This is a genomic window from Alkalihalophilus lindianensis (assembly GCF_032843265.1).
Lineage (GTDB): Bacteria > Bacillota > Bacilli > Bacillales > Bacillaceae_D > Alkalihalophilus > Alkalihalophilus lindianensis.
Genome location: NZ_JAWJBA010000004.1, coordinates 461,375 through 474,895 on the forward strand (window position 1 = coordinate 461,375; position 13,521 = coordinate 474,895).

Consider the following 13,521-nt stretch of genomic DNA (forward strand, 5'->3'; position numbering starts at 1 on the left):
ATATGAGAATACCAATTTATCAGATTGATGCATTTACCAACGAACAATTCAGAGGAAATTCGGCAGCCATATGTCCATTAACTGAATGGATAAATGATGATTTAATGCAAAAGATTGCAGCAGAAAATAATTTATCTGAGACAGCCTTTTTTGTAAAAACAGATGATGAATATGAGTTAAGGTGGTTCACTCCAAAAGGGGAAGTAGATTTATGTGGACATGCAACATTAGCGGCTGCTTATGTAATATGCACTTATCTAGATGAGAATTTAAAGAGTATCACGTTTCGTACAAAAAGTGGACTGTTAGGAGTATCCAAGGATAGCGGTCTATTTACATTGAGTTTTCCTTCTAGAGAAGGAGAAAAATGCGAGACTCCAGAGGCGCTTATTAAAGGTTTAGGTAAAGTACCTAAAGAGGTTTATAGATCAAGAGACTATATGGCGGTATTTGATACAGAACAAGATCTTTTAGATCTTGAATTAAATATGGATGAACTAAAAAAACTAGATGGATTTGGTGTAATAGCGACAGCTAAAGGAAATGAAGTAGACTTCGTATCAAGATTTTTTGCACCAAAGGCAGGGATAGATGAAGACCCCGTTACTGGTTCTGCTCATTGCACCTTAATTCCGTATTGGAAGAGTACATTGAATAAAAATGAACTTGTCGCCTTGCAATTATCAGAAAGAGGCGGAAAGCTATACTGTACTGATTTAGGGGGAACAGTAAAAATGTCTGGAGAGGCCGTCTCTTATTTAGAAGGATATATAAATGTTTAGGGGGGATTAGCTTTAATTATGAGTTCCATCTCGATGGGAATATATGCATATCAAAATTATAGTAATCAAGAAATGGGTTTCGGACTCTTTTTTACGTTATTCAATCCACTCTTGACCGCTTACAAGCACGAGGTATAACTAGTTATCGTACGGATATGAACGGTTCCATTGTATTTACTACGTCAGGTTCTGGCTGGCTTGTCAATAAACAAGCATGGTGGGGACCATAACATCATAATTAAAGGAGGAATCTCATGATTCATTTATTAAAATCTAAGTTTCACTTTATTATTGTATTAGCAGCATTTGCTTTTTTCTCTACTTTCCCTCACGTGGAGGCCTCTACTTACGACTGGAATATCTATCAAAATCATATTGAATATAAACATACTGGGCAGACATTTACTCATAAATCATGTGGACAGGTAAATAATGCTTCTCAAGGACATTTTAGATTACCTAACACTACTTCTTCTCAACTGATTGCTTCTTATCCAGTTGATCACAGAAGTGTTCAACTGGATTTCGGTTCATGTTCCACATATGGCATCACCCATATTTTAGCAAGGCACGCACCAGAACATTTCATTGGTAACCCTACAACCGTTCAATCATTCTTTAACCCTGGACATTCAATTTCCTTCTATGAATCCTTAATTTCTCAGATTATTAGTCAAAACCGTACACAAATTGCCAATAATGGCTTTACTAGCAACGGTACTGTCGTCTACGGTACAATCAGTGGAACCAGCCAGCAAGTTCGTCTTGTTATTAAAGGAGGAAAAGTAATCACCATGTATCCAAGCGGTTGGGGACTTGGGGAGAGAATGTACTAATGGATATTAACGGGAGGAATGAGAATGGTTAAGGTTCAAACCTACTTTATCTTAGACAATTCTAAGTCAAAGAAAACAGAAGCCGTTGAGTTATCACAACTGACACAGAGTAAGGTAAACGAAATAAAACATCAACCTGTATTTCCTGGTTATATAGAAATTAAGCACAATGAACAATTGATTCTCGGTAAACGATATCAAGACAGTGTCGATCATTTCTGGCTCAGTATAATCGATGGGTTAGAAAAGTTGAAAGCAACAGGACAATACTCAATTGACTACCTCTATCAGCCTCTAACATTTCACTTATATTTAAAAGATACTCGACTCATTCTTTCTATCCTGCATGATCAAACGTGCTTAGAGAGCTGGGATTTACCAAAAGAACAAGCGATCGATTCACTGCTTCAAGCTGCTGAAGAGTTTATGACATTGATTAAGAAGGGTTCATTCACATTATTCCAATCAGAGGTCGTTTCCCTTCAAAGAAAGCTGGTCGACTTGAATACGTTTTATAAGATCTAATATAAGAAAGCTTAAGCCCGCCCAAAGAATTTCCTAAAAAGGCTTTTGTTGTGTAAAAAAGGAGGTTGTTTAATGGATAGAAGAATAGAGAAATTTTCTACAAATGGGTTAACTCTAGAATATTCTATTATTGGTGACGGTGAACCTATATTTGTCATGCACGGAGGACATTCAAATTGTAATGAAGAGTTTGGGTATAAAGCATTATTAGAGAATGGGTTTTCTATAATTACTCCTTCAAGAGCAGGATATGGAGGTACATCGAAAGAAATAGGAGAAAGTCTATCTACTACTTGTGAGTATTATATGAAGTTACTAAATCATTTAAATATAAAAAAAGTCCACCTTGTTGCAATATCCGCAGGAGGTCCTAGTGGTATATATTTTGCTTCTAAATATCCAGAAATGGTTTGCTCGCTTACATTACAATCTGCTGTTACGAAAGAATGGCTTACTCCTAAGGATAAAGAATTCAAAGCTGCCAGGGTATTATTTCGTCCAAAAACAGAAAAATACACATGGAAATTAATATCATCTATAAATAATCTATTTCCACGATTTATCTTTAACCAAATGTTTCCTTCCTTTAGTAAATTAACATATAAAGAAGCAAAGGGGATGCTAAGTAAGGAGGATGTTGATGCAATAAGAAAAATGAATAATCGACAACGCTCAGGATATGGTTTTTTTATCGATTTAGTACAGATAAATGAGGTATCTACTGAAAATTTACAGGCTATAAGTTGTCCAACTCTTATTATGCACAGTAAACATGATGGTTCTGTACCGTTAGAGCATCCATATTTTGCTCGTAAAAACATACCTGTTTCTGAATTATGTCTACTTGACACATGGGGACATCTAATTTGGCTAGGTAAATCAGCAAAAGAAACTGATGAAAATCTTATTAAGTTCCTTAAATCTCAAAATACATTTTTGTAATGCTTGAATCTGACCAATTATTAAAATCGATTATTAATGGGATGTAATACATAGTGATTGTGAAAATATGAACTTAAATTAACGGGTGCGTTGATTTAATAAGGCCAACTCACTTATTATTGCACTCACGAGCGGGTTAGCTGATTCAACATTTGTGTATCTTTCTCATAACTATTATGGTCATTACCTGTAAAGGGAGGTTGCCTTTCTAATGGTTATTTGGGAGTGCTTTAACCTTATAAAAGAGGGGATTTTTACTCGCGTTATAAAATGTACCGATCTTTCAATTGATAAAAAGGGGTCTGAAACACAGTGAATAATCACGATTGTAAGGTTTTTAAGTCGTTCATTTGTTTTCTATTACTCTGGATTTTATTTGGATATCATCCTCCATCAACGTTTTCTGCAAATGAACCTATCTTTTCAGAAAATAAAGTAGAGGATTATCTAAAAGAACATAAGAAAGAGATCGCTGGTTTAGCAGCCATTGTGATAGACGAAGATGAAGTCATTTACAAAATGGAAGGTTATGCAGATAGAGAAAAAGAAATTCTGATTAAAGAAGATACTGTTTTTGAATGGGGTTCTGTTTCTAAAGTTCTGATTTGGATTAGTGTTTTACAATTGGTAGAGGAAGGAAGGCTTGATTTAGAAACGGATATCGAAACGTACTTGCCAAATGATTTCCGCTCCAAAAAAACATTTGAGGATCCAATCACAATGCGGCACTTAATGAATCATACAGCGGGATTTGATGACAGTTATACAGATTTAATGATTCATCGTTCAACCGAAAAATACATATTAAGAGAAGTACTTGAAGAAGCAGATATTAAGCAAAGATTTCCTCCTGGTGATATTGTGGCTTATTCAAATTATGGAAGTGGTCTTGCTGCTTACATAGTTGAAGAAGTTAGTGGTCTAGACTACCGGGAATACGTACGGAAGAATATTTTTGAGCCCCTTCACATGACAAAAACGTCAATAGATCCTTATCTAGATGATAACAAATGGGTGAGAGAACAGAGGGGAAAGGTGCAGGGGTATTCGAATGGAATGCAATTAATTGAACCTAATTTTTACTCGATTCCCATGTATCCGATAGGTAGTGCTATGGGAACAGCTACAGATCTACAAAAGGTATTACAAGCGTTATTAGCTGAAGATGGAGCCCTTTTATTTAACGAGAAAAATACGATTGATAGCATGTTTGAACCAACATTATATTATCCGGAAACCACGATCCCAAGGGTCGCAAACGGTTTATTTTATTTACCTTCGAAAAGTCAGCATGTGTATGGTCACGGTGGGAATTCGAAGGCCTTTAGCTCCTCTATTTATGTTGATCGAAAAGAAGGTATCGGAGTTATAGTGTTGACCAACATGAAAGATGAAAGTACGTTCACATCAGGAATACCTGAAATCATTTTTGGTGAATATGAACATGTGAAAAAAGACGTCAAGTTGGAAAATTCATCCCAATGGAGTGGTATGTATGAGCCGGCTCGGTTGCCCAGCTCTGGATTTAGTAAGGTGTATGGATTATTACTAAGGGGTAAAACGGCCCAAAGTGGATCACATCATGTAATCATGAACGACTTCCATTATTCCCAGCTAGAACCAGGCATTTACAAAACAGAGGATGGTTCTAGCTTGTACAGTCTAGATGTGTATTCAAAGCATCCACAATTGAAAAACGTGTTATCGAATACCTATTCAGATTTACTTTACGTTCCTTATTATAAACATCTCATAGAGTGGGGAGGAATGATTCTAGCAGTAGTAGCTATCCTGTTTTCTTTCATCTATGTGATCGTCACTTCTTTAAGAAGGATATGGACTAAAAAACACCTGCATCTATTCCTTTTTAGTCAACATGTTTTAAATCTACTGATGGTTATGAACGTTCTTTGGATAGGCTATCAGACAGTATCAATGGTCAGTTATGCCACCCTTAAACCACTTTTAACTTTCAATCTTATCTATGTAATTATCGCTCTTGTTAATAGTGGATTTCTAAGTGTTAAAATAAAAAAACAACGCCTAGGCACACGTGAAAAACGAATTTGGATGATGACAATTGTTTTTACGGTTATTTTATGTGCAAACATTTTGTATTGGGAGTTTTATTATTAGATTGGAATTTTTTTACGTATTAGCATCGATAAATTAGATTAGATTAGGAAATGAGGGATTTACATGGGGGATGCTGTGAATAGTAATCAAGAAATTTTTTTACTGTTGCTAAATATTGATTGTTTAAGAATTGTGTGGTGAATTTGCGGGAAGGTGTGTTAAATGAAAGTAGTCGTTCAAGCATGTATAGCGTCAGTCATTATTCATTTGGTTTATTTAATTGGCACGATCGGAATGGGATATCTAAAAACAAGATCTTATCAGCCTAATCTATAAGATGAATAAGAAAATGTAGATTATCTTCAAAGTGAAGGTGGATTTGGTATAGCTATTTCTCCATTTTTATATGCGTTTACTATAGTTGGAGTAGTGATTCTCCATGCAAACACCAATAATATGAAATACGCTTTCTTAAGGGAGTGATAATAATGAGTGAGAATATTGAAGGTATTAATTATAAAGAAGTAATTGAATATGCACTGGAGCCGTTAATTGTTCATTCGCAACTAAAGATAATTTATATAAATGAAGCAGCAGAAAAATTTTTTAGAGCTTCAAGGGATGGGGTAATTGGGGCAAGTCCGTTAGATATCTTTAAGGATACCTCTAAACCTGCAATTACACAAAGAATATTGGGGGCTTATAGTGAACCAGCAGAGCTTATTGAGGAAACTATATATAGAATGGATGGGACCCCAGTTGATGTTGAGTTATATTGTCACCCTATCAAGATTGGGGAAACAAAAGCCATTCAGACTTATGTAAAAGACATCACAGAGAGAAAACAACAAGAAAAAGTACAATATGAAATGAATATACAAATAAATGAGCTAGCGTCTAGAATAGTACCACTTATAGAAGGCATTGCTATACTTCCTTTGTTAGGAGCAATAAATAAGGATAGGGTAAATCTACTCTTAGAATTTGTGCCAGTCAATGTTCAAGAACAAAAGGTAAGTTGTTTGATTATAGATTGTTCAGGAATTTATAATATAAATAATTTAGTTATTGAATTTCTTTCTGAAATTAAGAGTGTACTAAAATTACTTGGGGTAGAGTGCATGTTGACTGGGGTAAGACCACAATTAGCTATAGATGCAGTTAAACTTGGCATCAACTTAAAAAGCATAATTACTTTTTCAAATGTTAAGGATGCCTTATCCTTTTTAGGGGTAAATAATACGAGGTCTTAGATGCATTTAGCCTTACGGCACCCCCCTCAATTAGCTGAACACTTTCAAAGTTTATAAGGAGTTAATTGGTAAGCTAATAGAACTATAAGAGTCCCTCATTCGAGAAAATGGGGTTTACTTCTCAATACAAGCTTAGGTAGATTTTATGTTCATTAATGGCTTTGTGAAATAATGTACTCAAAGTAACGGATGCGAGTGTTCAATAAGAGCATTTGCTTCTTGTGTTAACGAAGCAGGATACTGACAAGAAGGATACTGCAAAAAGGCAACACTGATAAAATCAGGTTGCCTTTTCTATATTGGTAATTAAATTAAACCATATAATTTAACGAATTATCAGTCTTTGTTTTTCCATTTTATTGGTAGTGTTGTACATACAAATTAAGAGGAGGTAGATTGGTGATGGATTATAGAATAACTACAAAAGAAAACTTTACCGAAAAAGTCGGGGAACTTGTATGTATGCTTGAGCACTCTAGAGAAGTTACGTTAAGTGAAATATCTACTTTGAATCCAAGAGAGTTGGATTATTTAGCAGATGGTAGTTCAAATTCAATTGGTTCTCTTTTATCACATATTGCATCTATAGAGTATGTTCATCAGATTATCTCGTTTGAAAACAGAGATTTAACAAATGATGAATACATAAAGTGGGGAACTGCTTTAGAGTTGGGAGATAAAGCAAGAGAGGGGATTAGGAATCATTCTATTGATTATTATCTAGAATCATTATCACAAGTTAGAGGAAATACACTAACGCATTTGAAATCGGTAAATGATATTTGGTTATTTGAAGAGAGTAAATGGGGTAATGGTGTCTCTTATAATAATTACTATTTATGGTTTCACGTTATGGAGGATGAAATTAATCATCGTGGCCAGATCAGAACAATTAAGAGACTATTGAAAAAAAGGTAAATCTTGCTCAACTAAAGGGTAGCATTCCTTTAACAAGGGATGCTTTTTGCTTTGTCAATAAAAAGGAAATTAATGTTAATCTAAAGGGCAGGTTTATGGAAAAAGTAAAACGTTATTTCTTCATACGTAGTAGACACATACTGCGCAACAAATAATTTCGTTTATAAAAGAATGTACTTTATTAAAGAGGTTTTATTTATCGGAGGTAGGTATCAACAATCTGGCATTTCAGGAGTAACGATAAAAGTCCAATTTCTCAATTTTACTGAGAAATTGGACTTTTTTATATTTACTTATCGTGAAAAATAACTCCTCAAATGACAGATTCCAAATATCGTTTGGGAACATTCAAGAAGCCACGAAACGCTTTCATTTTCAGAACCATTTGTGCAGCTTGTTATTCAACTGATGTTTTATCCGAATTTTCCTCCAAAAATGTTTTGAAATGATCTCCCCAATCACAGATGGAAGTGACAACGGGTTCTAGAAGTAAACCAACTTCACTTAGTTGATACTCCACTTTAGGAGGTACAACCGGGTATACAATTCTAGTAATGATTTGATCTTCTTCTAATTCCCTTAATTGTCTAATTAGCATACGTTGATTAACATTGGGAAGGTATTTTTGTATTTCACTTAACCTTAATGGAGATTGTTGGAGCAGACACCATATAATCGCTATTTTCCAGCGCCCGCCTATTACCGATAAAGCCAAATCTTTGCTAGTGAAAAACGTTTTTTCTTTATAGGAGATTTCCATATATTATTATCCCTTTCTCTGTTGTTATTTTTATAGTGACAGAAATGTCAGTATTGTCCGAACAATTATAATGTGTGATTATGAAAATGTAAATGAGAAAACAAGAGAAGGAAGGGATTCATTTGAAAAGTAGAGCTGCTGTTGCATTTAAACCAGGGGAACCGCTTCAAATTGTAGAAATCGATGTAGAAGAGCCAAAAGCAAAAGAGGTATTAGTGAAAATTCTCTATACTTCAGTCTGTCATACCGATGCTTTTACATTATCAGGTGATGACCCAGAAGGCGTATTTCCTGCTGTATTAGGTCATGAAGGTGCTGGGGTAGTTGTTGCTGTAGGAGATGAAGTCACTTCAGTAAAACCGGGGGACCATGTGATTCCACTATACACGGCTGAATGTGGAGAATGTAAATTTTGTCGTTCTGGTAAAACAAACTTATGTAGTGCCGTACGAGAAACTCAAGGTAAAGGTTTAATGCCTGATGGAACGACTCGTTTCTCTTATAATGGAGAGCCGATTTATCATTACATGGGAACAAGTACATTTAGTGAGTATACAGTTGTTTCTGAAGTCTCTTTAGCAAAAATTGATCCAGAAGCGCCGCTTGATAAAGTTGGTCTATTTGGATGCGGTGTGACTACAGGAATTGGCGCTGTACACAAAACAGCCAAAGTAGAAGAAGGAGCTGTGACAGCCGTATTTGGTCTAGGAGCGATCGGGTTAGCTGTGATTCAAGGATTGGTTCAAGCAAAAGCAAGCCGAATTATTGCGATAGACTTAAATGAAGATAAGTTTGAATTGGCTAAAAAAATGGGCGCAACTGATTTTATAAATCCTTCTAAATTTGATAAACCAATTCAAGAAGTCATTGTTGAAATGACAGATGGAGGAGTAGATTATAGCTTCGAGTGTATTGGAAATGTTGAAGTAATGAGGTCTGCTCTTGAATGTTGTCATAAAGGTTGGGGTGAAAGTGTGATTATCGGTGTAGCAGGCGCAGGTAAAGAGATTCATACTCGTCCATTCCAATTAGTAACGGGTCGAGTATGGCGTGGTTCTGCCTTTGGCGGCGTGAAAGGAAGAACGGAGCTTCCAGGAATGGTTAAAGATTATATGAATGGTGAAATCGATATCGATTCGTTTATCACAAACCAATTAAACTTTACAGACATCAATGAGGCATTTGATTTGCTTCATAAAGGTGAGTCAATTCGTACAATGTTAACATATGGAGAGTGAGAAAATGAGTCTTAAACTTATTGAAAAACATCGCTCTTTCGGCGGAGAACAATGTAAATATACTCATTACTCAGAAGTTTTAAAATGCGAGATGACCTTTAGTATCTACTTGCCATCAAATAAAGAAAAGAAAAAAATTCCTCTTATTTGGTGGCTGTCTGGTTTAACATGTACAGATGATAATTTTAGTCAAAAAAGTGGATTTCAACGATTGGCAGAAAAATATCAAGTGGCCGTTATGATTCCAGATACTTCACCACGTGGAGAACATGTGGCGGATGATGACGGATGGGATCTTGGAAAAGGTGCAGGTTTTTATTTAAATTCGACACAATATCCGTGGGCAAAGCATTATCACATGTATACGTATATCGTAGATGAATTAACAACTATTGCGTCAACTTTGGTGCCTCATTTTTCAGGAGAAGAAAGCATCATGGGCCACTCAATGGGTGGTCATGGAGCTTTAGTGATTGGCATGAAAAATGCAACAAGGTTTAAAGCGATTTCTGCTTTTTCTCCTATTTTGAGTCCTAGTCAAGTTCCATGGGGAATAAAGGCTTTCTCAACGTATTTAGGTGAAGATCAAGCTACTTGGAACGAATGGGATGCTTCAGAATTGGTCAAAGAAGCTAGCGTTCCACCTATTCTCATTACGCAAGGAACCGAAGATCAGTTTTATCAAAATCAATTAGACGAAACTTGCTTTTTAAAGAATGCTCGGGAAAATAATCAAGAAGTATATTACAAGAAAGCTGAAGGTTATGATCATAGCTATTTCTTTATTGCTACTTTCTTAGAGGGCCATTTCTCATTTCATATGCAGCACTTAAGATAATTCAATTAGTTTGAAAAATACAGAATGAAAAATAAAACTATCCACATGAGCTGCAATGTGGATAGTTTTATGACTTATTTAGTCGTGTTTAACCGGAATTTATTCGATAAATGGTTAATTGGGGGGGGAGAGCAACTATGGATTTCAAAAAAATATTAGCTAATGATCGTGTGAAATCATATTTATTAAAAGCCCGTTATGGGATTGAAAAAGAAAGTCATCGAGTGGACTTGTCGGGGAATTTAGCTAAAACAGATCATCCTAAGAGCATTACATTAAAAGATGATCACCCATATATTCAACGAGATTTTTCAGAAACACAAATGGAATTCATCACACCTGTTATGGAAACATTAGAGGATCTGTTTCATTACTTAGCAGCGATCCATGATGTTGCTTATCGTTCTATGGATGAGAATGAAATGCTATGGCCATTGAGCATGCCACCACAGCTACCAGAAAAAGAAGAAGATATTGCGATTGCAAAACTGGAAAATATTAAGAAATTCCGATATCGTCAAACTTTATCGCAATCTTATGGCCGTCGCAAACAAATGGTTAGCGGAATTCATTTCAACTTTGAATTTGGTGAAGAGTTGATCCAAGCGTTATTTAGCTTACAATCGGAGATAAAAGATTACCAACAGTTTAAAGCGGAGATTTATTTAAAGGTAACAAGAAATTATTTACACAACCGATGGTTAATGACTTATTTTTATGGGGCTTCTCCTATTAGTGAAAAGAATTTTTTTGAATATCATTCTTTGAATGGAGCCGTAAGAAGCATTAGAGGCAGTAAATACGGTTATGTCAATTCTGATGAGGTTAAAGTTTCGTATAGTAGTATCCAGAACTATCTATCAGATCTTTCTTTGATGGTTAAAAGAGGGCTTCTATCAGAAGAAAAGGAACTTTATGCACCTATTCGATTAAGAGGTGGGCATCATTTTTCAGATTTAGAAGATCACGGTGTTCAGTATATTGAAGTGCGCAATATCGATTTAAATCCCTTTGAAACATATGGAATTAGTTATGAACAAGGAGAATTTCTCCATCTTTTCTTACTTTATTTATTATGGAAAGATGAAGGACATTATGATGAATGGGGAGAAATGGGTGATTTTTACAATGAAATAGTGGCTCTTGAGCATCCGTTAGCGCACACACAATTTGAAAGAGAAGCTAAAACGATGATTGATGAGATGGAACATTTAGTAAACCTCTTAGATTTGCCTATTTCAGATACATTATTTGTTTATCTGAGAGAAATGCTAATGAATCCAAGTAAGACTTTAGCTGGTAGACTTTATATAGAAAGTGAAAAAAGCAGTCAAAGTCAAGTAGCTACGTCAATTGCAAAACAAAATTATAAAAAATCATGGGATAAACCATATCAATTAGCAGGTTTTACTGATATGGAGTTGTCCACTCAGATTTTCATGTTTGATGCAATTCAACAAGGAATCCAAGTAGAAATTTTGGATCGACAAGATCAATTTTTGAAGCTGAAATTAAAAGATCATGTTGAATATGTGAAGAATGGGAATATGACAAGTAAAGACAATTATGTTTCAACTTTAATTATGGAAAATAAAACAGTAACAAAGAAAATTCTTCATCAACATGGATTTCGAGTGCCTAAGGGTGAGGAGTTTCAAACCATCGATCAAGCTTTGCGATCCTATCATTTATTTTCCGCTAAACCTTTTGTTGTGAAACCGAAAACAACAAACTATGGATTAGGAATATCGATCTTCAAAGATGGCGCAAATGACGAGGATTATCAAAGGGCACTCACGCTAGCATTTAAAGAAGATTCATCTGTAATAATAGAAGAATTTATCAATGGAACGGAATATCGATTTTTTGTGTTAAATGATAAAGTGTATGCTGTTTTATTACGAATTCCTGCGAATGTTCAAGGTGACGGTAAACATACAATTGAAGAGTTAGTCATGCGAAAGAATCGTGACCCAGTAAGAGGAAGAGACCATCGAACCCCTTTAGAAAATATCCAATTAGGTGAATTAGAGAACCTCATGCTTAAAGGTCAAGGATATGGAATCGATTCGATCCCACAAGAGGGTGAAATCATCTATCTGCGTGAAAACTCTAATATTAGTACAGGTGGAGATTCGATTGATGTGACCGATCAAATTCCTGATGATTATAAAAAAATAGCAGTGGATGCGGTATCTGTACTCGGGGTGGAAATTTGTGGAATTGATTTGATTATTGAAAATACAGAGGTTCCTGCAGATCATGAAAACGCTTATGGAATTATTGAAGCGAACTTTAATCCATCCATGTATATGCACATTTATCCATATAAAGGAAAATCCCGACGGTTAACAATGCATATCATCCATTATTTATTCCCTGAACTATTACAAAGTCAGGAATCAAAGTCAGTCAAACGAGTACCAGTAGTCAAAAGCGGGTCACAACGGTAAGCTGTTGAATGACGATAAAGTGATTTATTCAGCAGAGGTAACCTCGCTCTGAGTAGGGGCATGGTCAAAATAATATTGAGAGGGGATTGAGTAATGATTGCCACTTATGAAGAAAATGTAGTTGGTTTTGATAAAATTGATTCGGCTAAAGCACAGGAATTGATAAAAGGGGAAGGTGAAGCCGTTATCTATATTGGCAAGACTGTATGTCCTTATTGTCAAATATTCGTCGAAAAATCAAAAAAGGTTGCTGAAGAAACGAACACTCACATCTATTATGTAAATAGTGTGGAACAATCTGATATGGAAGGCATTACGGCTTTCCGTAATGAATATGATATTCCAACGGTTCCCGGTTTCATCTATACGAATGGCGACAAAGTAACCGTGAAATGCGATTCATTCATGTCAGAAGAAGAAATCAAATCTTTTATGAATAAATAATTCAATTCCAAAGCGACAAGTGTCTGCCACATTTTGCTCGGAACATTTTTGACCAAGGCATATATTAATGTGAAAATAGATCAATCGTGTTATTCAATTAAAGGGCACGTTTATCTCATAACGCGTCTTTTTTGTTTAGGGTGTTAATATTGAATATGCACGACGAAAAAACAACAGATCTATTTATTGCGCAGTACAACGATACTGCACATAAAAGAAAAATCTATTTGTACTAACTTTGTGAAACAAAATACTTAAAGTAACGGGTGCATTCCTTCAACAAGGGATGCTTTTTTGTTTGTCACCGAAAAGGAAATTAATGTTAAAATAAAGAGGTTAGACAGTGGTGCTAAGTTAATTAGAAATGACTTTTTAAAAGGGAGAGAATGCAAGAGGAGTTAAGTATTAAGAGCAGGTATTAGATTTTATGTTTTATGTTTTATTTACTATCAATTA

The 13,521-nt window shown here is 35.2% G+C and carries 12 protein-coding genes; 11 read left to right on the forward strand and 1 reads right to left on the reverse strand.

Features of this window, described 5'->3' with window-relative positions:
• Window positions 1–2: 2 nt before the first annotated feature.
• From RYX56_RS14890 to RYX56_RS14920, 7 genes are all read left to right on the forward strand, one after another.
• Entirely contained in the window at window positions 3–782 is a 780-nt protein-coding gene (locus RYX56_RS14890; protein WP_317122819.1) for a PhzF family phenazine biosynthesis protein, read from the forward strand.
• 254 nt (window positions 783–1,036) lie between these two features.
• A complete protein-coding gene (locus RYX56_RS14895; protein WP_317122820.1) occupies window positions 1,037–1,618 on the forward strand; it encodes a hypothetical protein in 582 nt (193 codons plus the stop codon).
• A gap of 24 nt (window positions 1,619–1,642) precedes the next feature.
• A complete protein-coding gene (locus RYX56_RS14900) occupies window positions 1,643–2,143 on the forward strand; it encodes a hypothetical protein (RefSeq protein WP_317122821.1) in 501 nt (166 codons plus the stop codon).
• 72 nt (window positions 2,144–2,215) lie between these two features.
• Window positions 2,216–3,085, forward strand: a complete 870-nt coding sequence (locus RYX56_RS14905; RefSeq protein ID WP_317122822.1) for an alpha/beta fold hydrolase — start codon at window positions 2,216–2,218, stop codon at window positions 3,083–3,085.
• A 312-nt stretch (window positions 3,086–3,397) separates the two neighbouring features.
• The gene (locus RYX56_RS14910) at window positions 3,398–5,221 is read left to right on the forward strand and encodes a serine hydrolase domain-containing protein (protein ID WP_317122823.1); all 1,824 of its coding nucleotides are present in this window, start codon (window positions 3,398–3,400) and stop codon (window positions 5,219–5,221) included.
• A gap of 428 nt (window positions 5,222–5,649) precedes the next feature.
• A complete protein-coding gene (locus tag RYX56_RS14915; protein ID WP_317122824.1) occupies window positions 5,650–6,414 on the forward strand; it encodes a PAS domain S-box protein in 765 nt (254 codons plus the stop codon).
• A 399-nt stretch (window positions 6,415–6,813) separates the two neighbouring features.
• Complete coding sequence (locus RYX56_RS14920) at window positions 6,814–7,332, forward strand: DinB family protein (RefSeq protein ID WP_317122825.1); 519 nt, start codon at window positions 6,814–6,816, stop codon at window positions 7,330–7,332.
• A 397-nt stretch (window positions 7,333–7,729) separates the two neighbouring features.
• Here RYX56_RS14920 and RYX56_RS14925 read toward each other — a convergent pair whose 3' ends face one another.
• Window positions 7,730–8,092 carry a winged helix-turn-helix transcriptional regulator gene (locus RYX56_RS14925; protein ID WP_317122826.1) on the reverse strand — a complete coding sequence of 121 codons (363 nt, stop codon included), beginning with the start codon at window positions 8,090–8,092 and terminating at the stop codon, window positions 7,730–7,732.
• A 122-nt stretch (window positions 8,093–8,214) separates the two neighbouring features.
• Between RYX56_RS14925 and RYX56_RS14930 the strand changes: the two genes are divergently transcribed.
• The 4 genes from RYX56_RS14930 (at window position 8,215) to RYX56_RS14945 (ending at window position 13,065) form a co-directional block, all read left to right on the forward strand.
• On the forward strand, window positions 8,215–9,330 hold the full coding sequence (locus tag RYX56_RS14930) for an S-(hydroxymethyl)glutathione dehydrogenase/class III alcohol dehydrogenase (protein ID WP_317122827.1): 1,116 nt from the start codon (window positions 8,215–8,217) through the stop codon (window positions 9,328–9,330).
• A gap of 4 nt (window positions 9,331–9,334) precedes the next feature.
• Window positions 9,335–10,168, forward strand: coding sequence for an S-formylglutathione hydrolase (gene fghA / locus RYX56_RS14935; protein ID WP_317122854.1), 834 nt, complete (start codon window positions 9,335–9,337; stop codon window positions 10,166–10,168).
• 137 nt (window positions 10,169–10,305) lie between these two features.
• A complete protein-coding gene (gene gshAB, locus RYX56_RS14940) occupies window positions 10,306–12,621 on the forward strand; it encodes a bifunctional glutamate--cysteine ligase GshA/glutathione synthetase GshB (RefSeq protein ID WP_317122828.1) in 2,316 nt (771 codons plus the stop codon).
• 93 nt (window positions 12,622–12,714) lie between these two features.
• Complete coding sequence (locus RYX56_RS14945; RefSeq protein ID WP_317122829.1) at window positions 12,715–13,065, forward strand: DUF6568 family protein; 351 nt, start codon at window positions 12,715–12,717, stop codon at window positions 13,063–13,065.
• Window positions 13,066–13,521: the final 456 nt, after the last annotated feature.

What these genes read in the sequence shown, in the direction of transcription:
- RYX56_RS14890 (WP_317122819.1), top strand. Translation starts at nt 3, where the DNA reads ATGAGAATACCAATTTATCAGATTGATGCATTTACCAACGAACAATTC.
- RYX56_RS14895 (WP_317122820.1), top strand. Translation starts at nt 1,037, where the DNA reads ATGATTCATTTATTAAAATCTAAGTTTCACTTTATTATTGTATTAGCA.
- RYX56_RS14900 (WP_317122821.1), top strand. Translation starts at nt 1,643, where the DNA reads ATGGTTAAGGTTCAAACCTACTTTATCTTAGACAATTCTAAGTCAAAG.
- RYX56_RS14905 (WP_317122822.1), top strand. Translation starts at nt 2,216, where the DNA reads ATGGATAGAAGAATAGAGAAATTTTCTACAAATGGGTTAACTCTAGAA.
- RYX56_RS14915 (WP_317122824.1), top strand. Translation starts at nt 5,650, where the DNA reads ATGAGTGAGAATATTGAAGGTATTAATTATAAAGAAGTAATTGAATAT.
- RYX56_RS14925 (WP_317122826.1), bottom strand. Translation starts at nt 8,092, where the DNA reads ATGGAAATCTCCTATAAAGAAAAAACGTTTTTCACTAGCAAAGATTTG.
- fghA (WP_317122854.1), top strand. Translation starts at nt 9,335, where the DNA reads ATGAGTCTTAAACTTATTGAAAAACATCGCTCTTTCGGCGGAGAACAA.
- gshAB (WP_317122828.1), top strand. Translation starts at nt 10,306, where the DNA reads ATGGATTTCAAAAAAATATTAGCTAATGATCGTGTGAAATCATATTTA.
- RYX56_RS14945 (WP_317122829.1), top strand. Translation starts at nt 12,715, where the DNA reads ATGATTGCCACTTATGAAGAAAATGTAGTTGGTTTTGATAAAATTGAT.